The 26,703-nt window shown below is 67.7% G+C and carries 23 protein-coding genes and 1 pseudogene; 15 read left to right on the forward strand and 9 right to left on the reverse strand.

What is annotated here, in order from left to right; all coding sequences use genetic code 11:
* Nucleotides 1-39: 39 nt before the first annotated feature.
* The 4 genes from ATL42_RS15885 to ATL42_RS15900 all read right to left on the reverse strand — a co-directional run bounded on the left by ATL42_RS15885 (nt 40) and on the right by ATL42_RS15900 (nt 3,534).
* Nucleotides 40-852 (reverse strand): ABC transporter permease, encoded by an 813-nt coding sequence (locus tag ATL42_RS15885; protein WP_098456194.1) that lies wholly within the window; start codon nt 850-852, stop codon nt 40-42.
* A complete protein-coding gene (locus ATL42_RS15890) occupies nt 849-1,853 on the reverse strand; it encodes an ATP-binding cassette domain-containing protein (protein WP_098456195.1) in 1,005 nt (334 codons plus the stop codon). The genes ATL42_RS15885 and ATL42_RS15890 overlap by 4 nt, the downstream gene beginning before the upstream one ends.
* A 65-nt stretch (nt 1,854-1,918) precedes the next feature.
* Nucleotides 1,919-2,773 (reverse strand): SGNH/GDSL hydrolase family protein, encoded by an 855-nt coding sequence (locus tag ATL42_RS15895; RefSeq protein ID WP_245862814.1) that lies wholly within the window; start codon nt 2,771-2,773, stop codon nt 1,919-1,921.
* Between the two features lie 23 nt (nt 2,774-2,796).
* Nucleotides 2,797-3,534 (reverse strand): uracil-DNA glycosylase, encoded by a 738-nt coding sequence (locus tag ATL42_RS15900; protein ID WP_098456196.1) that lies wholly within the window; start codon nt 3,532-3,534, stop codon nt 2,797-2,799.
* A gap of 119 nt (nt 3,535-3,653) precedes the next feature.
* On the opposite strand from ATL42_RS15900, the gene ATL42_RS15905 reads away from it, so the two are divergent.
* The 4 genes from ATL42_RS15905 (at nt 3,654) to groL (ending at nt 8,070) form a co-directional block, all read left to right on the forward strand.
* Nucleotides 3,654-3,998 (forward strand): DUF3263 domain-containing protein, encoded by a 345-nt coding sequence (locus tag ATL42_RS15905; protein ID WP_098456197.1) that lies wholly within the window; start codon nt 3,654-3,656, stop codon nt 3,996-3,998.
* Nucleotides 3,999-4,069: 71 nt separating this feature from the next.
* Complete coding sequence (locus ATL42_RS15910; protein ID WP_098456198.1) at nt 4,070-4,675, forward strand: LytR C-terminal domain-containing protein; 606 nt, start codon at nt 4,070-4,072, stop codon at nt 4,673-4,675.
* A gap of 2 nt (nt 4,676-4,677) precedes the next feature.
* Nucleotides 4,678-6,144, forward strand: coding sequence for a phytoene desaturase family protein (locus ATL42_RS15915; protein WP_098456199.1), 1,467 nt, complete (start codon nt 4,678-4,680; stop codon nt 6,142-6,144).
* Nucleotides 6,145-6,435: 291 nt separating this feature from the next.
* A complete protein-coding gene (groL, locus tag ATL42_RS15920) occupies nt 6,436-8,070 on the forward strand; it encodes a chaperonin GroEL (protein ID WP_098456200.1) in 1,635 nt (544 codons plus the stop codon).
* A gap of 123 nt (nt 8,071-8,193) precedes the next feature.
* Here groL and ATL42_RS15925 read toward each other — a convergent pair whose 3' ends face one another.
* Complete coding sequence (locus ATL42_RS15925; protein ID WP_098456639.1) at nt 8,194-9,216, reverse strand: LacI family DNA-binding transcriptional regulator; 1,023 nt, start codon at nt 9,214-9,216, stop codon at nt 8,194-8,196.
* Nucleotides 9,217-9,335: 119 nt separating this feature from the next.
* On the opposite strand from ATL42_RS15925, the gene ATL42_RS15930 reads away from it, so the two are divergent.
* From ATL42_RS15930 to ATL42_RS15950, 5 genes are all read left to right on the forward strand, one after another.
* Nucleotides 9,336-11,375, forward strand: coding sequence for a beta-galactosidase (locus ATL42_RS15930; protein WP_098456201.1), 2,040 nt, complete (start codon nt 9,336-9,338; stop codon nt 11,373-11,375).
* Nucleotides 11,376-11,428: 53 nt separating this feature from the next.
* The gene (locus ATL42_RS15935; protein ID WP_245862816.1) at nt 11,429-12,313 is read left to right on the forward strand and encodes a carbohydrate ABC transporter permease; all 885 of its coding nucleotides are present in this window, start codon (nt 11,429-11,431) and stop codon (nt 12,311-12,313) included.
* 119 nt (nt 12,314-12,432) lie between these two features.
* The gene (locus tag ATL42_RS15940) at nt 12,433-13,260 is read left to right on the forward strand and encodes a carbohydrate ABC transporter permease (protein WP_169925496.1); all 828 of its coding nucleotides are present in this window, start codon (nt 12,433-12,435) and stop codon (nt 13,258-13,260) included.
* A 111-nt stretch (nt 13,261-13,371) separates the two neighbouring features.
* Nucleotides 13,372-14,697 (forward strand): ABC transporter substrate-binding protein, encoded by a 1,326-nt coding sequence (locus tag ATL42_RS15945; protein ID WP_098456203.1) that lies wholly within the window; start codon nt 13,372-13,374, stop codon nt 14,695-14,697.
* Nucleotides 14,698-14,809: 112 nt separating this feature from the next.
* Nucleotides 14,810-16,531 (forward strand): alpha-glucosidase, encoded by a 1,722-nt coding sequence (locus ATL42_RS15950; protein WP_098456204.1) that lies wholly within the window; start codon nt 14,810-14,812, stop codon nt 16,529-16,531.
* Nucleotides 16,532-16,558: 27 nt separating this feature from the next.
* On the opposite strand, the gene ATL42_RS15955 is transcribed toward ATL42_RS15950, so the two are convergent.
* Together ATL42_RS15955 and ATL42_RS15960 are read right to left on the reverse strand one after the other, a co-directional pair.
* The gene (locus ATL42_RS15955; protein ID WP_098456205.1) at nt 16,559-17,341 is read right to left on the reverse strand and encodes an alpha/beta fold hydrolase; all 783 of its coding nucleotides are present in this window, start codon (nt 17,339-17,341) and stop codon (nt 16,559-16,561) included.
* A gap of 788 nt (nt 17,342-18,129) precedes the next feature.
* Nucleotides 18,130-18,669 carry a GNAT family N-acetyltransferase gene (locus tag ATL42_RS15960; protein ID WP_098456206.1) on the reverse strand — a complete coding sequence of 180 codons (540 nt, stop codon included), beginning with the start codon at nt 18,667-18,669 and terminating at the stop codon, nt 18,130-18,132.
* A 439-nt stretch (nt 18,670-19,108) separates the two neighbouring features.
* Between ATL42_RS15960 and ATL42_RS15965 the strand changes: the two genes are divergently transcribed.
* Nucleotides 19,109-19,288: a hypothetical protein gene (locus ATL42_RS15965; protein WP_143556653.1), complete on the forward strand. Its 180-nt coding sequence runs from the start codon at nt 19,109-19,111 to the stop codon at nt 19,286-19,288.
* Between the two features lie 200 nt (nt 19,289-19,488).
* The gene (locus tag ATL42_RS16310; protein WP_169925298.1) at nt 19,489-19,794 is read left to right on the forward strand and encodes an SdpI family protein; all 306 of its coding nucleotides are present in this window, start codon (nt 19,489-19,491) and stop codon (nt 19,792-19,794) included.
* Here ATL42_RS16310 and ATL42_RS15970 read toward each other — a convergent pair.
* Together ATL42_RS15970 and ATL42_RS15975 are read right to left on the reverse strand one after the other, a co-directional pair.
* Nucleotides 19,780-20,591, reverse strand: a pseudogene (locus ATL42_RS15970) (transposase family protein). The gene ATL42_RS16310 and the pseudogene ATL42_RS15970 sit on opposite strands and share 15 nt — an antisense overlap.
* 487 nt (nt 20,592-21,078) lie before the next feature.
* The gene (locus tag ATL42_RS15975) at nt 21,079-22,098 is read right to left on the reverse strand and encodes an IS30 family transposase (protein WP_245861934.1); all 1,020 of its coding nucleotides are present in this window, start codon (nt 22,096-22,098) and stop codon (nt 21,079-21,081) included.
* A 298-nt stretch (nt 22,099-22,396) separates the two neighbouring features.
* On the opposite strand from ATL42_RS15975, the gene urtA reads away from it, so the two are divergent.
* The 4 genes from urtA to urtD all read left to right on the forward strand — a co-directional run bounded on the left by urtA (nt 22,397) and on the right by urtD (nt 26,702).
* A complete protein-coding gene (urtA, locus tag ATL42_RS15980; RefSeq protein WP_098453595.1) occupies nt 22,397-23,650 on the forward strand; it encodes an urea ABC transporter substrate-binding protein in 1,254 nt (417 codons plus the stop codon).
* Nucleotides 23,651-23,753: 103 nt separating this feature from the next.
* Entirely contained in the window at nt 23,754-24,638 is an 885-nt protein-coding gene (gene urtB / locus ATL42_RS15985) for an urea ABC transporter permease subunit UrtB (RefSeq protein ID WP_098456207.1), read from the forward strand.
* Nucleotides 24,635-25,786, forward strand: a complete 1,152-nt coding sequence (gene urtC / locus ATL42_RS15990; protein ID WP_098453596.1) for an urea ABC transporter permease subunit UrtC — start codon at nt 24,635-24,637, stop codon at nt 25,784-25,786. The genes urtB and urtC overlap by 4 nt, the downstream gene beginning before the upstream one ends.
* Complete coding sequence (gene urtD, locus ATL42_RS15995; protein ID WP_098453597.1) at nt 25,779-26,702, forward strand: urea ABC transporter ATP-binding protein UrtD; 924 nt, start codon at nt 25,779-25,781, stop codon at nt 26,700-26,702. The genes urtC and urtD overlap by 8 nt, the downstream gene beginning before the upstream one ends.
* Nucleotide 26,703: the final 1 nt, after the last annotated feature.

Here is a 26,703-nt window from a genome sequence, read left to right on the forward strand (position 1 = left end):
GAGGTCGACCACGGCCGGTGCGGCCCTGCAAGGGGTCCGTCAGCGGCTCGTCGAGACCCGGTACTGCGCGTTGGCGACCGGGATGAAGACCGCGAGCGTGACGACGGTCCACACGAGCGTGTAGACGACCGGGTGCTGGAGCGGCCACGCCGTCGGCTCGGGTGTCCCTGCCGGGATGTTGCCGAAGAGCTCGCGGGCAGCCTGCGTGACCGAGGAGACAGGGTTCCACTCGGCGAAGCGCTGCAGCGGCGTCGGCAGCGTCTCGAGGGGGACGAACGTGTTCGCCACGAACGTCAGCGGGAAGATGATGATGAACGACGCGTTGTTCACCACCTCTGGGCTCGGCACGAGCATCCCCACCCACGCCATGATCCAGGAGATCGCGTAGGCGAAGACGATGAGCAGCAGGAACCCGCCGAGCGCGTCGAGGAGCGACCCGCGGATCCGCCAGCCGACGAGCAGCCCCGTGAGCGACATGACGACGAGCACGATGATGTTGTTCACCACGTCGGACAGGGTGCGCCCGGTGAGGACCGCCGAGGGCGCCATCGGGAGCGACCGGAAGCGGTCGATCACGCCCTTCTTCACGTCCTCCGCCAGGCCCGCGCCGGTGATGGTCGCCCCGAAGATGACCGTCTGGGCGAAGATCCCCGCGATGAGGAACTCGCGATACCCCTCCCCGCCCGCGGTGCCCTCGACCGAGATCGCCCCGCCGAAGACATAGGCGAAGAGCAAGACGAACATGATGGGCGAGAGCGTGGTGAAGACCAAGAGGTCCGGGACCCGCTTGATCTTGATGATGTTCCGCCGGGCGACGACGTGGGCGTCGACCAGGAAGTACGGGATCTTCATGGCGTCTCCGTCTCGGCCGCAGCAGCGGTCTCTGTCGTCCTGCCGGTGAGGGCGAGGAACACGTCGTCGAGGGTGGGGCGTCGCAGCGCGGCGTCCTCGAGCGCCATACCGGTCGGCTCGAACGCACGCAGTGCGGCGGAGAGCGTGGAGACGCCGTCGTCAGCGGCGACCGAGACGATCCGCCGCTCGGTGTCGACGTGCGGCTGTCCGAGTTCGAGGCCCGCGACGACGGCCTCGGCGTCAGGCAGCCGGGTGCGGTCTGCCACGGTGATCTCGAGCCGCTCTCCGCCGACCGTCCGCTTGAGATCGGTCGCTGTCCCGCGCGCGATCGCACGGCCCCGGTCGATGACGACGATCTCGTCCGCGAGGAGGTCAGCCTCCTCGAGGTACTGAGTGGTGAGGAGCAGGGTCGTGCCCTCCGAGACGAGGCTCCGGATGACCTCCCACATGTCCGTGCGCCCCCGGGGGTCGAGGCCCGTGGTCGGCTCGTCGAGGAACAGCACCGGAGGGTGGGCGACGAGAGCACCTGCGAGGTCGAGACGGCGGCGCATGCCGCCCGAGTAGGTGCGGGTCGGGCGGTCGCCCGCCTCGGCGAGGCTGAACTGCTCGAGCAGCTCCCGGGCCCGGTCCCGGCTGCGCCGGCGACCGAGGTGGTAGAGCCGGCCGATCATGTCGAGGTTCTCGAACCCCGTGAGGTACTCGTCGACGGCGGCGTACTGCCCGGAGAGCCCGATGCGCTCGCGGACCCCGGCAGGGTTCGCGAGGACGTCGATCCCGGCGACCTCTGCCGTGCCGCTGGTGGGGCGCAGCAAGGTGGAGAGGATGCGGACGATCGTCGTCTTGCCGGCGCCGTTGGGGCCGAGGAGGCCGAGGACGGTGCCCTCGGGCACGTCGAGGTCGACGCCGTCGAGGGCTGTGACCTTTCCGTAGTGCTTGACGAGACCGCGTGCGTGGATGACGGGGGTCGAGCCCGCCCGTGCTGACGATGTGGTGTGCGTCACACGGATAATCTATGGCGTGCCTGAGACGTGCGCCAGGGGGATTCGCTCAGACGAACCGCGGAGGGTCACCCGAAGGGCACGAGCTCCGGATACTTGGCCGTCCGCGCGTCCCCGGAGGACTCCTTGCGGATCCGACGTGCCGCCCACGGTGCCACGTGCTCGCGCAGCCACAGGGCGTTCTCCCGGGCCCACTCGAGCCGCGGGACAGGGGGCAGAGGCGCGAGCGGGTCGTCCCACTGCGCGTCGTCGGGCTCCTGGCCGAGAGCGATGAGCGCGCCCTGCGAGATCCGACGGTGCCCGTCTGTCGTCAGGTGGATGCGGTCAGGGGCCCACATGCGCCAGTCTCTGAGCGCGCGCATCCCCCACTGGTCCATGACGAATGCCCCGTGCCGCTGAGCGATAGACCAGACGTTCGCGTTGAAGATCCCGACCCGACCACGGGTCAGGCCCATGAGCGGGCTGTCTGACGCATCGACTCCCGTGCTGAGGAGCACGTCCGCACCAGACTCGCGGATCCGGACGACAGCAGCCTCTAGGCTGCGTGAGAGCACATCCACGTCGACGTTGGGCCGAAGGATGTCGTTCCCGCCGCCGATGAGGCTCACGAGGTCAGGCTTCATCTCCAGCGCGGCCGGCAGCTGTTCGGCGATGATCGGGCGCAGCAGCCGTCCCCGGATGGCGAGGTTCGCATAGAGCAGCGGGTCGAGCCCGGCGGCGATGCGCCGGTGCGACAGGTTCATCGCGAGCATGTCCGCCCACCCGCGGCAGTTCGTCTCGTCCTCGGGCTGCAGGTCCCAGAGCCCTTCGGTGAACGAGTCGCCGATGGCGATGTAGCGGGACCACGGCGCCGGCGGCGGCAGCGTGGTCGCCTGCTCCTGGGTGGACTCGTCGAGGTCTGCCTGTCCGTCGGTGCTCTTCACGTCGCTCACCGGTCCATTCTCGCTCACCGAGCGGGCTGGTCGTCAGGCACAGGCTCGGCCCGACCGCCCGCGGTCTCGCGAGCATCCCCCTGGTCGGCCGCGAGCGTCCAGTCGATCGGTGCCGCGCCCTGCGCGACGAGGAGCTCGTTCGTCCGGGAGAACGGGCGAGACCCGACGAAGCCGCGGCGTGCAGACAACGGGCTGGGGTGCGCGCTCGTGACGATCGCGACGTCGCCCAGCCGGGGCGCGAGCGCCGCCGCGTCCCGGCCCCAGAGGATCGCGACGAGCGGGCCGCCACGCTCGACGAGCGCCTCGATCGCGCGGTCCGTGACCGACTCCCACCCCCGGCCGCGGTGCGAGCCTGCGTCACCGGTGCCGACGGTGAGGACACGGTTGCAGAGCATGACGCCCTGCCGCGTCCAGGGTGTGAGGTCGCCGTCCACCGGCACCGGCACACCGACGTCCTCGTGGAGCTCGGTGAAGATGTTCTTCAACGAACGCGGCACGGGACAGACCCCGGGACGCACAGAGAAGGACAACCCCATCGCGTGCCCGGGCGTGGGGTACGGATCTTGACCGACGACAAGGACCCGGACACCGGCCAACGGCTCCTGGAAGGCGCGCATGATGTCCGAGCGCGGTGGAAGGACCGCACCCTCCGGCGCAGGGTCGAGGAGAGTGCGGTCGAGGTCGTCGAGGTGGCCTGCGACGGGTGCGAGGGCAGCCGCCCAGTCGGGTGCGACGGTGTCGAGAAGAGGCATGCACAGAGCCTCGCAGACCGCCCGCGTCGATGCGAGGAGGTAAATGACACCGGTGTGGTTCGCGCGTAGGATCGCCCGGAGAGAGCACGAACACGAGACGCACGAGGAGTGGTATCCGCATGATCGAGGCCGTCGTCGAACCGGCGAGGTCGCCCGAGGCGACCCGTGCCGAGAGCGCAGGCTCCGAAGCGCTCCCCGCCGAGGAAGCAGCCACGGCTCCTGACCTGTCCGAGCGCGACGTGGCGATCCTGGGCTTCGAGAAGCAGTGGTGGAAGTACGCGGGCGCGAAGGAGCAGGCGGTCCGCGAGCTGTTCAACCTCTCCGCGACGCAGTACTACCAGATCCTCAACGCGCTCATCGATACGCCTGAGGCGCTCGCTGCCGAACCCATGCTCGTCAAACGGCTCCGGCGCATGCGTTCCACCCGCCAGCGCGAGCGCACCGAGCGCAGGGCGCAAGGCTGACGGTGCCCTCGAGAACTGTCGCCTGTACGCGGCCTTGCCGTTCTCGCAGCAAGACAAGTTAGCCTGTCCCGGTGAGCAAGCGGAGCAGCACATACCCACCCGACGAGTTCGACGACGTCGACGGCGACGGAGTCCCTGCGGGAGTCCACCGCGCGCCCCGGTCCAGATGGGCCCGCGCCTGGCCTTACGTGATCGTGGTGCTCGGGTGCTCGCTCCTGGCTGTCGGCATCGTGTACTCGGTGTCCAACTCTGACGACACCCCGACAGCGACAGCGACAGCTGCGCCGACGTCGAGCGAGACGACCGATCCCGACGCCACCGCGTCGGACACTCCCGCCGAAGAGGCGCCTGCGACCGAGACACCGGTGGAGCCGACGGAGGAACCGACCGACGACGCCACAGACACCAGCACACCTGTGCGTGTCCTCAACAGCACCGGTATCGCGGGTCTCGCGGCGAGCGCCGCCAGCGACCTCGAGGCCGAGGGCTGGACGGACATCACCGCGGCCACCTACGAGGGCACCCCCGTCGACGACTCGGTCGTGTACTACAAGACGACCGACGACCAGGCTGAGGCCACCGAGGTCGCGCGCATCCTCGGGATCCCGACCGTCTACGAGGCTCCCTCGCTCGTCGGTCCGGTCTCTGCGGTGCTGGCGGGCGACTACGGTCAGTGACCGTGGCGGACGTCGTCGTCGTCGGATCAGGGCCTAACGGGCTCTCCGCCGCGGTGACCCTCGCCCGCGCGGGACTCCGCGTCCTCGTTCTCGAGGCGCAGACGACCGCTGGGGGAGGCGCGCGGACCACGAGCCTCGGCCTTGCCGAGGGAGTGGTCCACGACATCTGCTCTGCGGTCCACCCGATGGGGGTCGCCTCGCCGTTCTTCCGCGAGTTCGACCTCGGTGCGCGCGGCGTCGAGCTGCTGCACCCGGAGGCGTCCTACGCCCAGCCTCTCGACGGCGGGCGCGCAGGCGTCGCGTACCAGGACATCGAGCGCACCGTGCACGGTCTCGGGGCGGACGGTGCAGCGTGGCGCTCCCTCCTCGGCCCGCTGGCCGACGCTCAGGACGCTGTCCTCGCTCTCGCGCTCGGTGACAAGCGCAGCGTCCCGCCCGAGGTCGTCCACGGTCTCGGCGGAGCGGCGCGCTTCGCGCTCGCTGTGCTCGAGCAGGGGACGCCGCTGTGGGATGCACGCTTCCGCGGGGAGGTCGCCCCAGCCCTGCTCACCGGTGTCGCTGCCCACGCGATCACGCGCGTGCCGTCGCTCGCGGCGGCCGGCACGGCGCTCCTGCTCGGGTCCCTCGCGCACTCGTCTGGATGGCCGATCCCGCGAGGCGGGTCGGGTGCCATCGTGGACGCCATGGTCACGGACCTTCTCGCGCACGGCGGCGAGATCCGCACCGGCACGCCGGTCCGGAGCCGGCGCGACCTCCCACCGGCCCGCGCCTACGTGTTCGACACGAGCCCCCGGACGGCTGCCGACGTGCTCCACGGGAGCCTCAGCCCACGGGCGGAGCGGATGCTGCGGCGCTTTCGCTACGGCAACGCGGCCGCCAAGGTCGACTTCGTCCTCGACGGCCCCGTGCCCTGGGCCAACGCAGAGGTCGCCCGCGCCGGCACGGTGCACGTCGGCGGGAGCCGTGCGGACATGGCGCGTGCCGAGGCGGACGTCGCGCGGGGTGTGCACGCGGCTCGCCCCATGGTGCTGCTGAGCGACCCGTCGGTGGTCGACGAGGGGCGGATCGTCGGCGGGCTCCGGCCGCTGTGGACGTATGCCCACGTCCCGGCGGGCTCCACCGTCGACCCGACCGAGACGGTCACTTCGCAGATCGAACGGTTCGCGCCGGGGTTCCGGGACGTCGTCGTCGCGTCGCGCGGCGTGCCGGCTGCGCGGATGAGCGACCACGACGCGAACTACGTCGGCGGCGACATCGCCTCGGGCGCCGTGACGATGTGGCAGATGGTCGCGCGGCCCACGCCGCGTCTCGACCCGTACCGGACGGGTGTCCCGGGCGCCTACCTCTGCTCGTCCTCGACCCCGCCCGGGCCTGGTGTGCACGGCCTTAGCGGTTGGTACGCCGCAGGGCGCGTCCTGCGCGACCGCTTCGGGATCCGTGCGCTGCCCAGCCTTGCTCCAGGCGCCTGAACCGAGCGTCTGGCACCGTCCGGGGCGTCGTGTCGGAGGTCACGCGTGCCCGCTCGTGCGCGGCCCCGCGCCGTTCCGGTGACCGTGCCGCAGACACAGGGGCGCGTGGTCTTGCACTCTCGGGGTCCGAGTGCCAATAATGGCGTTAGCACTCTCACTAGGAGAGTGACAGAACATCGGTCGATCGGTGAGGCCTGGACCGCGCTGCGTGACATGAACGCAGCAGGACCAGACCGTCCGTCGCGGGCGCCACTCGACCACTCACACGCCACAGCGGAGGATCACACCCCAATGGCAAAGATCATTGCCTTCAACGAGGAGGCCCGTCGCGGTATGGAGCGTGGACTCAACATCCTCGCCGACACCGTGAAGGTCACGCTCGGCCCCAAGGGCCGCAACGTCGTCCTCGACAAGAAGTGGGGCGCGCCCACCATCACGAACGATGGTGTGAGCATCGCCAAGGAGATCGAGCTCGAAGAACCGTTCGAGAAGATCGGCGCCGAGCTCGTCAAGGAGGTCGCCAAGAAGACGGACGACGTCGCTGGCGACGGCACCACCACCGCCACCGTCCTCGCACAGGCACTCGTGCGCGAGGGCCTGCGCAACGTCGCAGCCGGCTCCAACCCCATCGCGCTCAAGCGTGGGATCGAGAAGGCCGTCGAGGCTGTCATCGCGCAGCTCGTCAGCGCCGCCAAGGAGATCGAGACCAAGGAAGAGATCGCGGCCACGGCCTCCATCTCCGCCGGGGACCCGGCCATCGGCGCGCTCATCGCCGAGGCGCTCGACAAGGTCGGCAAGGAAGGCGTCATCACCGTCGAGGAGTCGAACACGTTCGGCCTCGAGCTGGAGCTGACCGAGGGCATGCGCTTCGACAAGGGCTTCCTCGCTCGCTACTTCGAGACGGACGCCGAGCGTCAGGAAGCGGTCCTCGAAGACCCGTACGTCCTGCTCGTCGAGTCGAAGATCTCCAGCGTCAAGGACCTCCTGCCGCTGCTCGACCAGGTCATGAAGTCTGGCCGTTCGCTCCTCATCATCGCTGAGGACGTCGAGGGCGAGGCTCTCGCGACTCTCGTGCTCAACAAGATCCGTGGCACGTTCAAGTCCGTCGCCGTCAAGGCTCCGGGCTTCGGAGACCGCCGCAAGGCGATCCTCCAGGACATCGCCATCCTCACGGGTGCTCAGGTCATCTCGGAGACCGTCGGCCTCAAGCTCGAGACCGCGACGCTCGACCTCCTCGGTCAGGCACGCAAGGTCGTCGTCTCCAAGGACGAGACGACCATCGTCGAGGGCTCTGGCGACGTCGACCAGATCGCTGGTCGCGTCAAGCAGATCCGCGCCGAGATCGAGAAGTCGGACTCCGACTACGACCGCGAGAAGCTCCAGGAGCGCCTCGCCAAGCTCGCGGGCGGTGTCGCGGTCATCAAGGCCGGTGCAGCGACCGAGGTCGAGCTCAAGGAGCGCAAGCACCGCATCGAGGACGCTGTGCGCAACGCCAAGGCAGCTGTCGAAGAGGGCATCGTCGCCGGTGGTGGCGTCGCTCTCATCCAGGCTGGCAAGCTCGCGTTCGAGACGTCGGCGATCACCGACCTCGAGGGCGACGAGGCGACCGGCGCGACGATCGTGCGTCTCGCGATCGACGCTCCGCTCAAGCAGATCGCGATCAACGCTGGTCTCGAGGGTGGAGTCGTGGCCGAGAAGGTCCGCAACCTCCCCTCCGGCCACGGCCTCAACGCCGCGACCGGCGTGTACGAGGACCTGCTCGCGGCTGGTGTGAACGACCCGGTCAAGGTGACGCGCTCTGCTCTGCAGAACGCAGCCTCGATCGCGGCCCTCTTCCTCACCACCGAGGCAGTCGTCGCGGACAAGCCGGAGAAGCAGCCGGCGATGCCCGGTGGCGACGGCGGCATGGGCGGAATGGACTTCTGATCCGCTAGCACCTGCACAGAAGAGCTGGCCTGTCCCGGAACGTTCGGGGCAGGCCAGCTCTTCTGTGTCTCGACGGTCTGCTGTGCCTGGCCGGGTGGCTGTGCCTGGCCGGTCTGTCTGCTGCTAGGCCGAGCCGCGCCAGACGACCGGGGTGTCGAGCAGGACGCCGCCCGCCGGGGGCGTCTCGCCGTGCAGCTGGCTGAGCACGGATGCTGCGGCCGCCGCGCCGAGGCCCTGTGCGGGCTGGTGGACGGTCGACAGCTGGGGTTTGGTGCGCAGTGCCCACGTGCTGTCGTCGAATCCCACGATGCCGACGTCCTGGGGGATCGAGCGGCCTGCTGAGCGCAGCGCGTTCATCGCGCCCGCGGCGACGGCGTCGGAGGCTGCGAACACCCCGTCGATCTGTGGCTCGCGTCGGAGCAGCTCTTGCATGGCGGTCACGCCGGAGGCGAACTCGTAGAGCGGCACCGCTTCCACGAGGTTCGCGTCGAACCGGTCGCCGAGCGCGTCCCGGAAACCGGCGAGCCGGTCGGCTCCTGAGTCGCGGTCGAGAGCCGCGGCGATCATCCCGATCCGTGACCGTCCGGTCGCGACGAGCCGTTCGGTGATGGCTCGTGCCGAGGCGCGGTTGTCGATGCCGACGAACGCCATCTGGGTGACGTCTGGAGGATGCCCGACGAAGGTGGCCGGCAGCCCGATCTTCTCGATGACCCGGGTGATCGGGTCGTGGGTACGGGCCGAGACCATGATCACGCCGTCGGCGTAGCTGCCGCTCAGGTAGCGCGAGACGCGTTCGGTGTCTCGCTCGGAGTCCACGATGAGCAGCACCATCTGGTAGTCCGCGGCGGAGAGCGCGGCGTTGGCACCGAGCATGATGGCGCCGATGTTGGGGTCCTCGGCGAAGAGCGACGCGGGCTCGTGCACGACGAGCGCCACCGCCTGCGAGCGCTGCATCACGAGGTTGCGTGCTGCGACGTTCGGGCGGTACCCGACCTTGCTGATGGCCGCCTTGATCGCGGCCTCTGCCTCGGAGGACACGTATCGCTCACCGTTGATGACGCGGCTGACCGTGCCGCGGGAGACACCGGCTTCACGAGCCACGTCGATGATCGTTGCGCGCTTCTGACGTGGCGGATCGGTGGACACGGGACCACTGTAACCGAGCGTGTGCTTGACACCGAGCAAATGTGCGACCTAGTGTGTGCACGTTCCCAGATCCTCAGTGCCGAGCGGTCATTGATGAATCTGTGCACGTTCACAGACAGATGGGAAGAGCCTTGACCTCGCCAGCGACACCCCCGAGCCGGCGCCCCGTGTTCACTCACGACGGCATCGCCTTCGGCTGCGACTACAACCCCGAGCAATGGAGCCGTGAGGTCTGGAACGACGACGTCCGGCTCATGCGCGAGGCTGGAGTCGACCTCGTCGCGATCAACATCTTCGGCTGGTCCCACATCGAGCCGCGCGACGGTGTCTACGACTTCGAGGGGCTCGACGCCATCATCGAGCTCCTTCACGCGAACGGCATCCGGGTCAACCTCGGAACAGGAACGGCATCCACGCCGCCGTGGCTCACGCACCAGCACCCCGAGATCCTCCCGATCATGGCCGACGGCACCACCCGCTACCCGGGCGGTCGCCAGGCCTGGTGCCCCAGCTCGCCCGTCTTCCGCGAACGAGCGCTCCGGCTCGTCGACAAGGTCGCCGAGCGGTACGGCTCGCACCCCGCGGTGGCGATCTGGCACGTCTCGAACGAGCTCGGCTGCCACAACGCCCTGTGCTACAACGACGAGACCGCAGCCGCGTTCCGGCTCTGGTTGCAGCGGCGCTACGCGACCATCGCCGACCTCAACGCCGCCTGGGGCACGTCCTTCTGGAGCCAGCGCTACAGCACGTTCGAGGAGATCCTCCCGCCGATGCTCACGGTGTCGACGTCGAACCCGAGCCAGCTCGTCGACTTCCACCGCTTCAGCTCTGACGAGCTGCTCGACCACTACCGCAGCGAGTACGCCGCCCTGCGCCGGCACAGCACCATCCCGATCACGACGAACTTCATGGTGACCGCCCACATCAAGAACCTGGACTACTGGTCCTGGGCCCCTGAGATGGACATCGTCGCCAACGACCACTACCTCGACAACCGCCTGGCAGACCCGACCGCCGAGCTGTCGTTCTCCGACGACCTCACCCGAGGCCTGGCTCAGGGCGCCCCGTGGATCCTCATGGAGCACTCCACGAGCGCCGTGAACTGGCAGCCGCTCAACCGGGCGAAGCAGCCGGGGGAGATGACGCGCAACTCGCTCACCCACGTCGCACGCGGCGCTGACGGTGTCTGCTTCTTCCAGTGGCGTGCCTCCCTGCAGGGGTCGGAGAAGTTCCACTCCGCGCTGGTGCCGCACGCAGGGACCGACACCGACCTCTGGCGCGAGGTCGTCGAGCTCGGCGCGACCCTCGACCGTCTCGACGAGGTCGCCGGCAGCCGGGTCGTCGCCGACGTCGCCATCGTGTTCAGCTGGGAGTCGTGGTGGAGCGCCGACGGCGAGTCCCGTCCGTCTCAGAGCGTCGACTACCTCCAGCAGGTGCACGCCGCCCACGGCGCCCTGCGCGAGCTCGGCATCACCACGGACGTCGTCGCTCCCGGCGCGGACCTCAGCGGCTACCGCCTGGTCGTCGTGCCCGGCCTGTACATGGTCACGGACGCGGACGCCGCGGTCATCAACGACTACGTCGCGTCGGGCGGTCACGCTCTCGTCACGTTCTTCAGCGGCATCGTCGACGAAGACGACCGGGTGCGTCCTGGCGGCTACCCGGGCGCGTTCCGCGAGATGCTCGGCATCACGGTCGAAGAGTTCGTGCCGCTGGCCCCCGCAGAGCGGGTCACCCTGAGCACGGGCGCGACGGCGAGACTCTGGACGGAGCGCCTGCGCTCGGCCGGTGCCGATGTCCTCGCCCGGTACGTCGACGGCCCGCTGCCCGGTTCCCCGGCCCACACCAAGCACGTGTTCGGCCAAGGGGTCGGCTGCTACCTGGCCACGGTCCTCGACCGTGACGACCTGAAGAACGTGCTGCGCACGCTGGCAGCAGACGCGGGCGTCGTCCCGATCGGCCCTGACCTGGGGGGCTCGGTCGAGGTCGTCCGTCGGGCGTCCGCGCAAGCGTCCTACCTGTTCATCGTCAACCACTCGGCCGATCCGGTCGATATCCCTGTCAGGGGAACCGAGCTCGTCACCGGATCGATCGTCCGTGACAGCGTGCTCGTACCCGCGGGTGCCGTCCGCGTCGTGAAAGAGGAGAACGCAGCATGACTGCAGAGCACACCGCGAGCGTGACCGCCGCGCCTCGACAGGGCCGGGCGACGATGCCCAAGGTCCCGAGGCGGCGGATCCCGCACAAGAAGGCGATCGCGACCTTCGTCCTGCCGTTCGGCGTCCTGTTCACGCTGTTCTACCTGGCGCCGATCGGCTACGCCGTCTACCAGTCGATGCTCGTGATCGAGCGTGACGGGACGTTCGGCCAGGCGAAGGAGGTGTTCGGCGGTCTCACCCAGTACGTCGCGGTGTTCAACAACGGCCCGTTCTGGACCTCCATCGGGCGCGTCCTGACGTTCGGCATCGTGCAGGTGCCGGTGATGCTCGGCGTCGCGCTGCTCCTGGCGCTGCTGCTCGACTCGCCGCTGGTGAAAGGCAAGAAGTTCTTCCGCCTCGCTTTCTTCGTGCCCTACGCCGTGCCGGGAGTCATCGCCGCGATCATGTGGGGATTCCTCTACTCGCCGAACCTCTCGCCGTTCACAGCACTCACCTCGAACATCAACTTCCTCTCCGCGGACCTCGTCCTGTGGGCGATGGCGAACGTCGTCACCTGGGTCTACGTCGGGTACAACATGCTCATCATCTACTCGGCGCTGCTGGCGATCCCGACCGACATCTACGAGGCCGCCACGCTCGACGGCGCCGGACAGATGCGCATCACCTGGTCGATCAAGATCCCGCTCATCATCCCGGCGCTGACGCTCACCGCGATCTTCTCGGTCATCGGGACGCTGCAGCTGCTCGCCGAGCCCCAGGTGTTCCGGACGTTCAGCTCCGCTGTCACGAGCACGTACACGCCGAACCTCGCCGTGTACTCGACGTCGGCAGTCCCCAACTTCAGCCTGGCCGCGGCCATGTCCGTGGTGCTCGCGCTCGCTACCTTCGCCCTGTCCTTCACCATCCTCAAGTTCACCCAGCGAAAGGCCGACCAGTGAGCACCGCCGCCCAGTCGTCCCACGCGTCGCCTGCACAGACGCCGGCCGCACCCACGCCCCCGCCGTCGTCGGGCCGATCCTCGAAGCAGCGCACCACGGCTCGGGGCCCGAAGGAGAGCATGTTCTCCCGGACCGGTGCCATGCTCGTCATGGGCATCTCCGCGGTGTACTTCCTCATCCCGATCTGGTGGCTGCTCGTCGCCTCCACCAAGGACCAGTCCCAGTTCACGAACACCAACCCGCTGTGGTTCGCCGACTTCAGCCTGTTCCAGAACATCGCGGACCTCGTCGCCTACCGTGACGGTGTCTTCCTGCGCTGGATGATGAACTCGGTCCTCTACGCCGGGGGCGGCGCGCTCATCGCGACGCTGCTGGCCGCAGGGTGCGGGTACGCGCTGGCCAAGTACCGGTTCCCGGGACGGGACCTGCTGTTCAACATCGTGCTCGGCGGCGTCCTCGTGCCGGCCACGGCGCTGGCGCTCCCGCTGTTCCTCATCTTCAGCCAGATCAGCGCGACGAACACGTTCTGGTCGGTGTTCCTCCCCAGCCTCGTCAGCCCGTTCGGCGTCTACCTCACACGCATCTATGCGGCAGCGAGCGTCCCCGACGAGCTGCTCGAGGCCGCGAGGCTCGACGGCTCTGGCGAGGTCCGCACCTTCTTCACCGTCTCGGTCAGGCTCATGTTCCCTGCCCTGGTCACGGTCTTCCTCTTCCAGTTCGTCGCGATCTGGAACAACTTCTTCCTGCCGCTCATCATGCTGCGGGACGAGACCCTCTTTCCTGTCACGCTCGGTCTCTACGCCTGGAACTCTCAGGTCAACCAGATTCCGGAGCTGCGTGGCTACGTGCTGATCGGAGCGCTCCTGTCGATCATTCCGCTCATCATCACGTTCCTGTTCTTGCAACGTTTTTGGCGCAACGGCCTGGGGGCGGGCTCCGTCAAGTAACGCGCTCGACCGTTCGACCACGAACGGTGTCTCAACCTGCGTCGTCCGTCGAGACGCACCACCCCGCACCATCCCCCGGTGCACTACCGCACCACCCACTAGAGGAGAATCATGCAGCTCAAGACACGAGCGGTCACCGTCGCCCTGCTCTCCAGCCTGGCTCTGGCCGGCTGTGCAAGCTCGGACGAGGCAACCGACAGCACAGACGCTGCCGCCTGCGCCCCGTCAGACGGCGCTGTCTCTCTCACGTTCACGTCGTGGATCCCCGGGATCGAAGACACCGTCGCGGTGTGGAACGAGAACAACCCTGACATCCAGGTCACGGTGCAGACCGGACCGAACGGCAACGGCGGCACCTACCAGAACTTCTTCAACCAGCTGAAGGCTGGCAACGCTCCCGACCTCGGCCAGATCGAGTACGACGCGCTGCCGAACTTCCGTGTCCAGGACGGCCTCACCGATCTTGGAGCGTGCGAGAACGTCATGGCCGCTCAGGACCAGTTCGTGGACTGGACCTGGAACCAGGTCAGCTTCGGTGAAGAAGGTTCGGCGTACGCGGTCCCGCAGGACTCCGGCCCCACGGCCCTGTTCTACCGCTCGGACCTCTTCGAGGAGAACGGCATCGCTGTCCCGACCACCTGGGCAGAGTTCGCCGACGCAGCGGAGAAGGTGCGCGCCGCAGGCGGGTACATCACCAACTTCTCGCAGAGCGACATCAACCAGTTCGCCAGCTTCGTCTGGCAGGCTGACGGCAGCTGGTTCCAGAACGACGGAGAGAACTGGACGGTCGACCTGACGAGCGACGCCTCGATCACGGTTGCCGACTACTGGCAGGACCTCATCGACCGCGACCTCGTCTCGACGTACCCGGCGTGGACGAGCGAGTGGGACAACGCCTACAACTCCGGCGAGGTCTGGGCCTGGAACTCCGCTGTGTGGGGTGCCAACTCCATCGCGAGCGGCGCGCCGGACACCGCGGGCAACTGGTCCGTGGCTCAGTCCCCGCAGTGGGTGGCTGGCGACACGGCCGCAGGTAACTGGGGCGGATCGTCCACCGCAGTCTTCAGCAGCTCGGAGCACCCGTACGAGGCTGCAGAGTTCGCTCTCTGGCTGAACACCTCGGACGAGGCGCTCACGATGCTCAACGAGTCGGCCAACATCTACCCGGCGACCACGGCCGGTCTGGAGCTGCCGGTGCTCAAGGAGGGCGTCGAGTTCTACGGCGACCAGGCGATCTACGACGTGTTCGCGGCCGCTTCCGCCGAGGTCAACCCTGACTTCACGTGGGGACCGACCATGACGCAGACGTACAACGACGTCTCTGACGGCTTCAAGGCTGCCGTCTCGGGAACGGGCACCCTCGCTGAGGCGCTCGAGGCCGGCCAGGCGTCGACGATCGAGGCGCTCAAGGCACAGTCAATCCCCGTCAACGAGTAGCTGACACGTAGGTCGTCATCTATGTAGCTCATCACCACAGTGCCGCGGTCATCGTCTTGATGGCCGCGGCACTGTCGTGTGTGGTGGCGCCCACGGTGGGAGGATCGATGACGTGACTGACGCACCTGGAACCGTGCCCGCACCGTCCGTGTTCGCTGAGCAGCCTGCGTGGTGGACGCGTGCGGTGGTCTACCAGATCTACCTGCGGAGCTTCGCGGACTCGAACGGCGACGGGTTCGGGGACATCGGCGGGATCCGGTCGAAGCTTGATCATCTCGCCGAGCTCGGTGTCGACGTCCTGTGGTTGTCGCCGATCTATCCGTCGCCGCAGCACGACAACGGGTACGACATCAGCGACTACGAGGACGTCGACCCGCTGTTCGGGTCGCTCGAGGAGCTCGACCTCTTGATCGCGGAGACGCACGCGCGCGGGATGAAGCTCGTCATGGACCTCGTGGTGAACCACACGAGCGACGAGCACCCGTGGTTCGTCGAGTCGCGGTCGTCGCTCTCCAACCCGAAGCGGGACTGGTACTGGTGGCGCTCGCCGCGCCAGGTGGCGGGCTCGGACGTGCTGGTGGAGCCGAACGAGTGGCGGTCGGCCTTCAGCGGGCCTGCGTGGACTTTCGACGCGACGACGGGCGAGTACTACCTGCACCTGTTCGCGCCGCAGCAGCCGGATCTCAACTGGGAGAACCCCGAGGTGCGCGAGGCGGTCTACGCGATGATGAACCGCTGGCTCGACCGCGGGGTCGACGGCTTCCGCATGGACGTCATCAATCTCGTCTCGAAGAGGCTCGAGCACATCGACGGTCGCGAGCCTGTCAGCGGGCTGGGCTTCTCGATGGGGCCGCGGCTGCACGAGTTCATGCGGGAGATGCACGAGGCCGTGTTCGCCTCGCGGTCGGGGGAGTACCTGACGGTGGGGGAGATGCCGGGAGTCACGGTCGAGGAGGCTCGGTTGTTCACGGACCCGGCGCGCCGCGAGCTCGACATGGTGTTCCAGTTCGAGCACGTGTCACTGGACCAGGGGGTCGACAAGTTCCACCCGTTGCCGCTCGATCTTGTGGCGCTCAAGGCGTCGCTCGGGCGCTGGCAGGAGGGCTTGGCGGAGGCGGGCTGGAACAGCCTGTATCTCAACAACCACGACCAGCCGCGCCTGGTGTCGCGTTTCGGCGACGACGGTCAGTATCGCTACGAATCGGCGACCCTGTGGGCGACGCTTCTGCACCTGCAGCGGGGGACGCCGTACATCTACCAGGGCGAAGAGATCGGCATGACGAACGTGCCGTTCGCGAGCATCGATGACTTCCGGGACCTCGAGTCGGTGAACTACTACCGCGAGGCGGTGAGGGAGCGCGGGTTCTCTGCTGACGTGGTGCTCGACGGGCTGCGGAAGATGAGCCGGGACAATGCTCGGACGCCGGTGCAGTGGGACGGTTCTGCGCAGGCGGGGTTCACGGCGGGGGAGCCGTGGATTCCGGTGAACCCGAACTATGTGGATGTGAACGCGGAGGCTGATCGGGCCTCTGAGCGGAGCGTGTTCGCGTTCTACCAGCGGCTGATCGCGCTGCGGCACGCGGAAGACGTCGTTGCTGTCGGGGACCTGACAATGCTCGAGATAGAGCACCCGACGCTGTATGCGGCCGCGCGGTCGCTCGGGGGTGTGCGGTTGTTGGTGGTCGGGAACGTGTCGGGGGAGGAGCTGGAGGTGCCGCTGCTTGCGGAGTGGGGCGGCGCGACGCTCGTACTGTCCAACACCGGGACGACGGCGAGCGGGGCGTCGATCACCTCGCTCGCGCCGTGGGAGGTGCGGGTCTACCGGGTCGCCTGATCGACTACACAGCTGCCTCCGCTCCGCTCACCCGGCCGGCACCAAGGCCGCGAAGTCCTGCGGCCGCTCCATCGACGGGAGGTGGGCCACCTCGTCCCACACCACGGCGCTCGCGGTCTGGACGCCGGCCACCAGGTGCTCGCCTGCCTGCCTGATGCTTTCGATGTCGAGCCCTCCGGAGAGGACCAGGGTCGGCACCATGATCTCGCCGTAGCGGTACGGTGCAGCGGGGGAGAGGTCCTCCTCGGCGCTCCACACCTCGTCGGGCCACCCGCCCGTGATATCGAAGACGCGCCGCTGCATCGCACCGACCTTGTCCCGCACGCTGGCCGGCACGGCATCTGGACCGCGGCGTGGGCCGTCGACCCATGCACGGAGGTTCGCCTCGACGGCGGCGTCGAGGTCTCCGGCCTCGAGGGCGTTGCCCTCGGCCTCGAAGAACGCCACGAGCTCGTCGGTCCGCTCTGTGAGCAGGGCGCCGCCGGGCGCTACCAGCACGAGCGAGGCGACGGCCTCCGGGCGTTCGAGCGCCACCTCGACCGCGACACCCGCACCGAACGAGCACCCGACCACGTGCACGCGTCCGATCCCGAGGGAGTCGAGCGTCGCGAGCACGTCAGCGCGCGGCGACCACGGCCCGACCGGCTGTGCAGTCGACTCGCCGTACCCGCGAAGGTCCAGTCGCACGACATCCTGCACGGCGGTGAGTGCTGGCCAGACGGGGTCCCACATCCGGCGGTCCGCGATCCCCGCGTGAATGAGCAGGAGCGGGGTCCGCCCGACGGGACCGGAGCGTTCGTGTGCGAGCATCTGGCCAGTGAACGCCCTTGCGCTACCTGAGGCAACGCCTGAACGACAGGTCCGCCCTGACGAGCGGCATGACGAACGTGCCGTGAGCGAGCGTCGAAGGCCTCCGGGATCTCGATCTGCGGCGATCACCCCCGCCGGGCTCGGCGCAGGACCCTCGCACGTGTGGTGACGAAGGCATCCACGGCAGCTTCGTGCCAGCGTTACTCATTCGGCTCCCTCTCTCCCCTCGTCCCTGATGGACGGAACGCTCCGCTCCTTGATGCGCTCGGCACCGACTTTCTCCTCATCGGCGCCGTCATGGGAACGGCCAGGCGCCGGGCCTGAGGCAGGTTGGTGACCCCCACCCTCAGCTCCGATGATCCCTTTTTGGCCCTTCTGGTAGCATTTTTCTGATGAGTGCACTGAACGCAGGACATTGGGCAATTCTTGTCGCGCTTCTCTCCGCGATTCTTGTCGTCGGGGCGCTGGTTGTCGTATTCGTGATTCGCGCGCTGTCTTCGCGGTCAGGGAGTGCATCTCGACGGCAGTCGCCGCCCGACGATAGTCGCCACCCGGACGTCTAGGTCGGCGGAAAGCGTCAAGGCCATCGTTCACTCTGCGCAACGCCGCCGCACCCTTGATCGCGACGCGCCGCGAGGGCCGTGACGACCAGTGCACCTCCAAATGCCCGACGTGTGAGCCTGCTCGGAGAGTCTGCGATGGTGACGCATCGTCGGGCCATGCCAGGACGAGGTAGTCCTCGACCGGGTCGATCGCCCTCCCCTGACGTCGTCTCTGGTGGACGCCGGTCACTGGGCCGTGTCGGCACCGTCAGCGCGGTCTGTCCACAAGAGCTCACCGTCGAGCACCTTTGTGGTCAGCTTCATGCTGAGAGAGCGGGCGACGGCGGCCGAGGCCTCGTGCTGGGGGTGGACATACGCCTGCAACGCCGTGACGCCTGCACCCCGGAGCCATTCCGCGACGGCGCGCGCCGATTCTTGGGCGTAGCCATTCTGTTGGTGACGCACGCCGACGACCCAGGCGAGGTCAGCCCGGGCCGCGCAGCCGCCCCAGCCTTCGACCGTGGCCTGCACCGTACCGACGAGTTCACCGGACATCCTGTCCCTGAGCATCCAGTTCAACCAGAGCTGCGTGCCGTCAGGGCTCCGGCCGCCTTCGAACCGCGTGTACCGCTCGACGAGCTCGGCGCGGGTCGACGGGACTCCTCCCGTGAACGCGTGCAGATCGAGGCTGTCGAACGTGACGGCGGCCTCGCCGGCATGGGCGACGGAGACGACCTCCAGCTCGAGCCGGGAAGTGCTCAGTGGCGCAGTGGTCAGGATAGTCATGGCGTAACGCTAGCGCCGCCGTTGACGTGCGCTTCGAGGAATGCACGGCAGTCGTCCGCCGAATATCGGGCTCGATCAGCGATTGGCCGGCGACAGTCCGGCCGGTTGCCTCACCGGTTCCTGTGCGTGCCGATCGTGCCGCACAAGGCTGGCAAATATAGGAGACAGCCCGAGCAGCTGTGGGTCATGACGTCGTTGATACGCCTCAGTGTTATCCGGCGGCGACTGGCCATTCTCGTTGAATGTTAAATAACCTGAGGCTGGTCACCTTCAAGCAGAATTGACTGTGCAGGATTGTTGACCTGGTCCTGCGTCATCAGTACAGTTCGAGTGTGCGAATGGTGTTTGGTGTCGACTCAGCCGAAAGCGAGAACCAGGCGGCCACTCGTGTTGCACAAGCGGCGGAGCGGGCGTGATACACCTGAAAAAGGAGTGGGACATGAAGCGTTGGGGAACTATCATGATGAGCGTGGGTGGTGGGATCTTTATCGGGAGTGCTCTACTTCTCGGTAATTCCACCCTGAATGCCGTCGGGGCGGTGCTTATTCTTTTCCCGCCGGTGCTGTTCGTCATCCGGTATGTCGAAGAGAAGATCACTTTTCACAGGCCCGCGCGCTGACCGCTGCCGGGGTCGAAAGGTAGGTCAAGCGCCTGTCGAGGTCCTACGACAGGCGGCAGGCGCTAGGGCCTCGGCACTTGTTTCAGTCTATGAACTGTTCGCGATGTTGAAAGAAGGAGTGGTTTTCAGTGACTAGTCCTGGTTGGGGTGCAGCTATTGCGTGTGCCGCGCTGCTTGTACTGTTGGATACCGTGTTTCTGATGATTGTCATTCAGGCATCGCGTGGTGAGCGGAGCTACCTCGCGGGAATTCGGCTACCGGCACTCATGAAGAGCGATGGCGCCTGGCGCTCAGGCCATACTGCTGCAAGAAAGGCGCTCGTTCCGTTCGCTTGGGCGGGAATTGGGATCGCGGTAGTATCGATTCCATTTCAGGTGATTCCGGTAGTATACGTATGCCTGCTCGGCCTTTGGTTGGTGTTGACAATTCTGTCGCTTGCAGTGGTTTCGGTGGTGGCTGTCCGGGCGGCAAAAGCTGGCTATGAGGTGTTCTCACCAGAGTCTTGATCGGTTGCCTCGTTGAAGGTGGAGTAGGACGAGGGCTGTGGCGGTGTTTTCGGTGAGGTGGGATGGGTCGAGGGTGATCAGGCGTAGGGCTCGCCAGGTGTTTTTGATCAGGGCATTGGCGCGTTCGGCGACGGAGCGTAGCGAGGTCAGGATGCTGTCGCGGGCGACGTTGTCGAGGTCAGCGTTGTTCGTCAGGCGCAGCGGGTGTCAGATCCCGATCCCGGCGCTTTGGTAGCCCTTGTCGGTGAGCGTCACGACGCCCGCTGCGGCGGCCGGCTACAGCGCGGGCAGGGCGAAGGTGCGGGCGGCAGTGATGTCGTGGGTGGAGCCGGGGCTGGCGGGTGAGACCCAGACGGGGTAGCAGGTCGGATCGGTGAGGACCTGGATGTTCCCGCCGCGGGGGTGGTGCTTGCCGGAGTACCAGGACTCGGCGCCGGTGGGGGTCCGTGCAGCGCCGTGGTCGGGATCAAGGTGCCGTCCAGGCATACGGACGGCCAGTCTTCTTCAGCCGCCATTGCCAGAACTTCGTGCAGGTCCGGCGCATGGGCGGCGATCACGCTGATCCCCTCGTGCAGGTACCGGTAGGCAGCCGCGACCGAGATGTCAGCATCACGAGCCAGGGCCGAGACCCGCGCGCCGTCCTTGAACCACCGCAGCACCAAGACCACCTGCCTCCGAGCGGTGCCAGCTCGTTGCCAGCGGCGCCGGTCGATACCGCGGCGATGATCGGTGAGCCATCGAGTGACCACCTCCAGAGTGTGAGCAGGTACGTCGAGGCTGGCACGATAGGTGATCAAGCGGGGACCCAGGGGTCGCGGATGGGTGTTTGGCGACTTTCATCCTGGCGGCTGAGACCCCGCCCACCACACCCACCCCCCCAACCCGCAGGTCAGCGCACCGTCGCGCCCCTCACCTCAACTGCCCTGGTGAGAAAACCTCATTAATCTTTCAAATCTACTATCGATACTGGTCGGAGTCTGGATCACTGGCGCATTTGCTGCGACACCTTTGGTCCGGTGCGAAGATCGTGTCTCCTCGCCATGTGGGTGAGTGCCTGCGGCGACTCGAGCGGCTATGCAGCCCTGACCCTGGACGATGAGGTGGCCGCTCGGATCGGTCGGCAGTCGCCGTGGTGGACAGGCGACGCACGACCGCACTGACGCGGTCTCCGCTCATTTCCCTCGTGCGACCAGCACGTGAGGGTCGGACGGGGCTGACTAGCCCGGTACGTGTCGATCGCGTGGCTCCCGCGCGCCGCGTTCCACCCCCTGAGACCCCTTGGTGTCAAGGCGTGGAAGCAATGGTGGCGTTGAGGAGCTCTTCGAATTTCTCTCGCGGGGTGTAGAAGCCCAGGGCTGCTCGGGGTCTGTCGTTGAGCTCTTCGGCGATGGCGTCGAGGTAGGGCTGGTGGTCGGTGATGACGGTGCCCTTGGGCAAGTACTCGCGAATGAGCCCGTTGGTGTTCTCGTTCGTGCCGCGCTCCCAGGGGGACCGGGGGTGGGCGAAGTAGACGGGCATCGTCGTGGCCAGTGTGAGGGCGCCGTGGCGGGCCATCTGTGAGCCCTGGTCCCACGTCAACGACTTGCGCATCATGGCCGGCAGGGAGTTCGCGTGCTCGATGAGCAGGTCCGCCAACGGGGCCGATGTTTTGCCCTGGGGCAAGCCCAGGATCACCACGAACCGGGTGGTGCGCTCGACCAGCGTTGCGACCGCGGAGCGGCCGAACGCCCCCACGACGAGGTCACCTTCCCAGTGCCCGGGAACCCGGCGGTCAGCGACCGTGGCGTCGCGGTCGTCGATGGGGACCATCCCCACGATCGGCCCGGTCCGTTCACCTGCAGGTTTGCGGGGCCGGCGAGCGATCCGCTTGGAGCGCAGCATCACTGCGTGCTTGGCGAGGTCGCCCTTGGGCAGGGCGTAGATGAACCGGTAGATCGCTTCATGACTGGCCGTGGCGCCGCCAGCAGCAGGGGAATGACTCACCCTCGCAACGGTGGGGCCGACCGCTTCCAGAAGCAACCGGCCTGCGATCTGCCGGGGCGTCCTCGAGCGCTTCAGATCCGCCAAGACCCGAGCCCGAAGCACTTCGTCACCAGCGACCTTGCCGACCTGCGGGCGCCGACGGTTGCGCTCAGCCCGACAGTCCGCCGTCACCAACCGGTACCCCAACGTCTTCGTCGAGTTCCGGACAATCTCACGGCACACGACCGACGGCGCACGGTCGATGTGAGCGGCGATCCGGCGCATCGACCACCCCGCCTTGAGGCCCGTGGAGATCTCAACCCGATCAGCGATCGTCAACATCCTGCGCCCCACACCCGTACCCCTCGCCGACCAGCACTGTTGCTACGACGCTATGACACCAAGCCCCTCCGTCTACCCGCACCTGCCAGGATCGGCGCCCCGCCGCTGTCGAGTCCCGATCGTGACCTTCCGAAATGTCGTGTTCACACGAGTCGGGCACTGCCGAAACAGGGCGTCCTTAGCGTCTACCCACGTGAGCGGCACGCACGTACAGGTCTGGTCTCTGGATCCCCGGAGACCGTTCGTCGCTCACGTCGGCTGATTCCCGGTGGCTGCGGCCACGGCGAAAGGACCCCCGATGACCACATCGCGACGACTGGCCCGCGTACTGCCCGCCTCAGCGCTCGTTCTCGTCCTCGGCCTCTCCGGCTGCGGCGCCAAGACAGGCGAGAGCACCGCAGACACCTCCGCTGCCGCCTCGTGCGTCGAGACCGACGGTGATGCCGTGAAGATCGGCTTCCTCAACTCCCTCTCCGGGACGATGGCGATCTCCGAGCAGACCGTGCGCGACTCGCTCGACCTCGCCGTCAAGGAGATCAACGCCGACGGCGGAGTCCTCGGCAAACAGCTCGACGTCGTCGCGGAAGACGGGGCGTCCGAGCCCACCGTCTTCGCCGAGAAGGCTGAGAAGCTCATCACGAGCGACTGCGTCGCCGCCGTCTTCGGCGGATGGACGTCCTCCAGCCGCAAGGCCATGCTCCCCGTGTTCGAGTCGAAGAACTCGCTCCTGTTCTATCCGGTCCAGTACGAGGGCCTCGAAGCGTCGAAGAACATCTTCTACACGGGCGCCACGACCAACCAGCAGATCGTCCCGGGCATGGACTACCTCAAGGAAGAAGGCAAGACGAAGGTCTTCCTCGTTGGCAGCGACTACGTCTTCCCCCAGACCGCGAACAAGATCATCAACGCGTACGCCGAGGCGAACGGCATCGAGATCGTCGGCGAAGAATACGCACCGATGGGTCACACCGACTTCTCGACGATCGTCAACAAGCTCAAGGCCTCCGGCGCCGACGCCGTCTTCAACACGCTCAACGGTGACTCCAACGTCGCCTTCTTCAAGGAGTACAAGAACGTCGGCCTCTCCGCCGAGACCACCCCGGTCGTCTCCGTCTCCATCGCCGAAGAAGAGATCGGCGGCATCGGCATCGACAACGTCGAGGGCCAGCTCACCGCCTGGAACTACTACCAGACCGTCGACAGCCCCGCGAACACCGCGTTCGTCGAGGCGTTCAAGGCCGAGTACGGCGACGACCGCGTGACGTCCGACCCCATGGAAGCCGCCTACACGTCCGTCTACCTGTGGAAGAACATGGTCGAGAAGGCCGAGTCCTTCGACGTCGCCGACATCCAGGCGGCCGCCGACGGCGTCAGCTTCGACGCCCCCGAAGGCACCGTCACCATCAACGGCGACAACCACCACATCGCCAAGACCGCGATGGTCGGCAAGATCGCCGACGACGGCCTCATCTACACCGAGTGGAGCTCCGAGGAGCCCATCGAGCCCGACCCCTTCCTCGAAGGGTACGACTGGGCCGCCGACCTCTCCTGAGCACACCCGCACCTGAGCGAGGGAGGGAGCACCCGCTCCCGCCCTCGCCCACCTGGACCACCAGCGGACCCCGCTCAGCAGACACCGCACCCGGAGGCGCTCGATGGATGTTCTCTTCTCCCAGCTCTTCGCAGGCCTGAGCCTCGGCTCCGTCCTGCTCCTCGCCGCGCTCGGCCTCGCCCTGACCTTCGGCCAGATGGGCGTCATCAACATGGCCCACGGCGAGTTCATGATGGCCGGCGCCTACACCGCCTACGTCGTCCAAGGGATCGTCTCGAACGCCGGGGTGTCCCTCATGATCTCGCTCGTCGTCGGGTTCCTCGTCGGCGGGACGCTCGGGCTCGTCCTGGAGATGACCCTCATCCACCGGATGTACCGGCGACCGCTCGACACGCTCCTCGTCACGTGGGGCGTCGCCCTCGTCCTCCAGCAGGCCGCCCGCAACATCTTCGGTGCACCCAACGTCGACGTCCGCGCCCCCGAGTGGCTCCGGGGCGCCATCAGCATCGCCGGCCTCGACGTGCCACGCACCCGACTCTTCATCATCGCGCTCGCCGTCGTGTGCGTCGTCGCACTCTCGCTCGTCCTCAAGCTCACGCCCCTCGGCCGCCGCATCCGCGCCGTCGTGCAGAACCGCGACCTCGCCGAGACGAGCGGCATCTCGACGAAAGCCACCGACCGCCTGACGTTCTTCATCGGCTCCGGCCTCGCGAGCGTCGCCGGCGTCGCCCTCACGCTCCTCGGATCGATCGGCCCCACCCTCGGCACCAACTACATCGTCGACGCCTTCCTCGTCGTCGTCGTCGGCGGCATCGGGCAGATCAAGGGAGCCGTCATCGCAGCCTTCGCCCTCGGCATCCTCCAAGCCACCATCGAGTACTCCACCACCGCGAGCATCGCCAAGGTCCTCGTGTTCGTCGTCATCGTCGCCTTCCTCCAAGCCCGGCCCCAAGGCCTCGTCTCCGTCCGACAGAGGGGGATCGCATGAGCACGCTCACCGGGCTGCTCGCCCGCCCCGGGCGCACCCGCACCCTCGCAGGGTTCGCGCTCGCCGCCGTCCTGCTGTTCGCCGTCGCACCCGCCGTCCTCTCCGACTTCCGGCTCAACCTCCTCGCCAAGTTCCTCTGCCTCGCGATGGTCGCCGTCGGCATCGGCCTCGCCTGGGGGCGCGGCGGCATGCTCACCCTCGGCCAAGGCGTCTTCTTCGGCCTCGGCGCCTACATCATGGCGATGCACCTCAAGCTCGCCGACGCCGGACCCGACGGGGTGCCCGACTTCATGAGCCTCTACGGCAGCGGAGAGGTCCCCGCCTGGTGGGAACCGCTCCGATCCGCACCCGTCGCGATCCTCGCGATCCTCGTGGTGCCGTGCGCGCTCGCCGCGCTCCTCGGCTTCGCCGTCTTCACACGGCGCGTCCGCGGCGCCTACTTCGCGATCCTCTCCCAGGCGCTCGCCGCAGCCTTCGCGATCCTCCTCATCGGCCAGCAGAAGGTCACCGGCGGCACCAACGGGCTCAACGGGTTCCGGTCCTTCTTCGGCTACGACCTCGCCGACCCCGTCAACAAGCGCATGATCTTCTTCATCGCCGCAGGCGTCCTCCTCCTCATGGTCGCCCTCGTGCGCCAGCTCATGGTCTCCCGCTTCGGCGAGCTCCTCGTCGCCGTCCGCGACCAAGAGAACCGCGTGCGGTTCCTCGGGTACGACCCCGCCGTCATCAAGGTCGTCGCCTACGTCGTCGCCGCAGGCATGGCCGCCGTCGGCGGTGCGCTGTTCGTCCCCGTCGTCGGGATCGTCTCCCCGGCCGACGTCGGTGTCGTGCCCTCCATCGGGTTCCTCGTCGGTGTCGCGATCGGCGGACGAGCCACCCTGCTCGGTCCCGTCCTCGGCGCGATCGGCGTCTCCTGGGCGCAGACGTCGCTCTCCGAGTCGTTCCCCTCCGGGTGGATCTACTTCCAGGGCGCGCTGTTCATCGTCGTCGTCGCGTTTCTGCCCGGGGGGCTCGCCTCCCTCGTCAGCAAGCTCCGGCGCACACCGCGGGAGCAGACCGCCGCAGTCCCCGACGCACCAGTCCCCGACGCACCGCCCACCCCCGCCGCTCCACCCGTCCCTGCGACCGCCGGAGGCCACGATGACTGAGCCGACGCACCCCACACCCACGCCGGTCACCACCGACAGCACCGCACCAGCCGTCGACGGCGCCGGGATCGACCTCGACTCCGCCGGCGCCGTCCTCGGACAGGACACCGACCGGTTCCGGCACGACTACCTCGAGGTGCGCGGCCTGCACGTCGAGTTCGACGGCTTCGTCGCCGTCGACTCCGTCGACCTCACTGTCGTGCAAGGCGACCTGCGGTTCCTCATCGGGCCCAACGGCGCCGGGAAGACGACGATCGTCGACGCCATCACCGGGCTCGCGAAAGCGAGCGGGTCCGTCCGCTTCGGCGGCACCGAGCTCCTCGGGCGCACGGTGCACAAGGTGGCCCGCGCAGGCGTCGGTCGCACCTTCCAGACGGCGAGCGTCTTCGAGGAGCTCACCGTCCTGCAGAACCTCGACATCGCCGCCGGCTCCGGCCGCAGCCCCTGGGAGCTCCTGCGCCGACGCAGCGGCGTCCCCGAGAACGTCGAGGCCGCCATGGAGACCATCGGCCTCACGCACCTGCGCGACGTCCAGGCAGGCATCCTCGCCCACGGCCAGAAGCAGTGGCTCGAGATCGGCATGCTCCTCGTCCAAGACGCCAGACTCCTCCTGCTCGACGAGCCCGTCGCCGGCATGAGCCACGCCGAGCGCGAGCAGACCGGCCTCCTCCTCCAGCGGATCGGCGAGCAGCGCACCGTCGTCGTCGTCGAGCACGACATGGAGTTCCTCCGCGCGTTCGCGTCCTCCGTCACCGTGCTGCACATGGGATCCGTCCTCTCCGAGGGCACCTACGCCGAGGTCCAGGCGGACCCGCGGGTCCAAGAGGTCTACCTCGGCACCGCGGGCGCGTCGCGCGGCGCCCGCCGCACGCGTCCCCGGCCAGCGACCACGACCACCCCGACGACGGAGGCCTGAC

Source organism: Sanguibacter antarcticus (genome assembly GCF_002564005.1).
GTDB lineage: Bacteria > Actinomycetota > Actinomycetes > Actinomycetales > Cellulomonadaceae > Sanguibacter > Sanguibacter antarcticus.

Excerpts from the sequence above, each read along its gene's own strand:
- ATL42_RS15885 (WP_098456194.1), bottom strand. The coding sequence starts at position 852 with ATGAAGATCCCGTACTTCCTGGTCGACGCCCACGTCGTCGCCCGGCGG.
- ATL42_RS15905 (WP_098456197.1), top strand. The coding sequence starts at position 3,654 with ATGATCGAGGCCGTCGTCGAACCGGCGAGGTCGCCCGAGGCGACCCGT.
- urtA (WP_098453595.1), top strand. The coding sequence starts at position 22,397 with ATGACCACATCGCGACGACTGGCCCGCGTACTGCCCGCCTCAGCGCTC.
- ATL42_RS15965 (WP_143556653.1), top strand. The coding sequence starts at position 19,109 with ATGAAGCGTTGGGGAACTATCATGATGAGCGTGGGTGGTGGGATCTTT.
- urtC (WP_098453596.1), top strand. The coding sequence starts at position 24,635 with ATGAGCACGCTCACCGGGCTGCTCGCCCGCCCCGGGCGCACCCGCACC.
- ATL42_RS15930 (WP_098456201.1), top strand. The coding sequence starts at position 9,336 with ATGGGAAGAGCCTTGACCTCGCCAGCGACACCCCCGAGCCGGCGCCCC.
- ATL42_RS15960 (WP_098456206.1), bottom strand. The coding sequence starts at position 18,669 with ATGACTATCCTGACCACTGCGCCACTGAGCACTTCCCGGCTCGAGCTG.
- ATL42_RS15955 (WP_098456205.1), bottom strand. The coding sequence starts at position 17,341 with ATGCTCGCACACGAACGCTCCGGTCCCGTCGGGCGGACCCCGCTCCTG.
- groL (WP_098456200.1), top strand. The coding sequence starts at position 6,436 with ATGGCAAAGATCATTGCCTTCAACGAGGAGGCCCGTCGCGGTATGGAG.
- urtB (WP_098456207.1), top strand. The coding sequence starts at position 23,754 with ATGGATGTTCTCTTCTCCCAGCTCTTCGCAGGCCTGAGCCTCGGCTCC.
- ATL42_RS15945 (WP_098456203.1), top strand. The coding sequence starts at position 13,372 with ATGCAGCTCAAGACACGAGCGGTCACCGTCGCCCTGCTCTCCAGCCTG.
- ATL42_RS15975 (WP_245861934.1), bottom strand. The coding sequence starts at position 22,098 with ATGTTGACGATCGCTGATCGGGTTGAGATCTCCACGGGCCTCAAGGCG.
- urtD (WP_098453597.1), top strand. The coding sequence starts at position 25,779 with ATGACTGAGCCGACGCACCCCACACCCACGCCGGTCACCACCGACAGC.
- ATL42_RS15900 (WP_098456196.1), bottom strand. The coding sequence starts at position 3,534 with ATGCCTCTTCTCGACACCGTCGCACCCGACTGGGCGGCTGCCCTCGCA.
- ATL42_RS15940 (WP_169925496.1), top strand. The coding sequence starts at position 12,433 with ATGTTCTCCCGGACCGGTGCCATGCTCGTCATGGGCATCTCCGCGGTG.
- ATL42_RS15935 (WP_245862816.1), top strand. The coding sequence starts at position 11,429 with ATGCCCAAGGTCCCGAGGCGGCGGATCCCGCACAAGAAGGCGATCGCG.
- ATL42_RS16310 (WP_169925298.1), top strand. The coding sequence starts at position 19,489 with ATGATTGTCATTCAGGCATCGCGTGGTGAGCGGAGCTACCTCGCGGGA.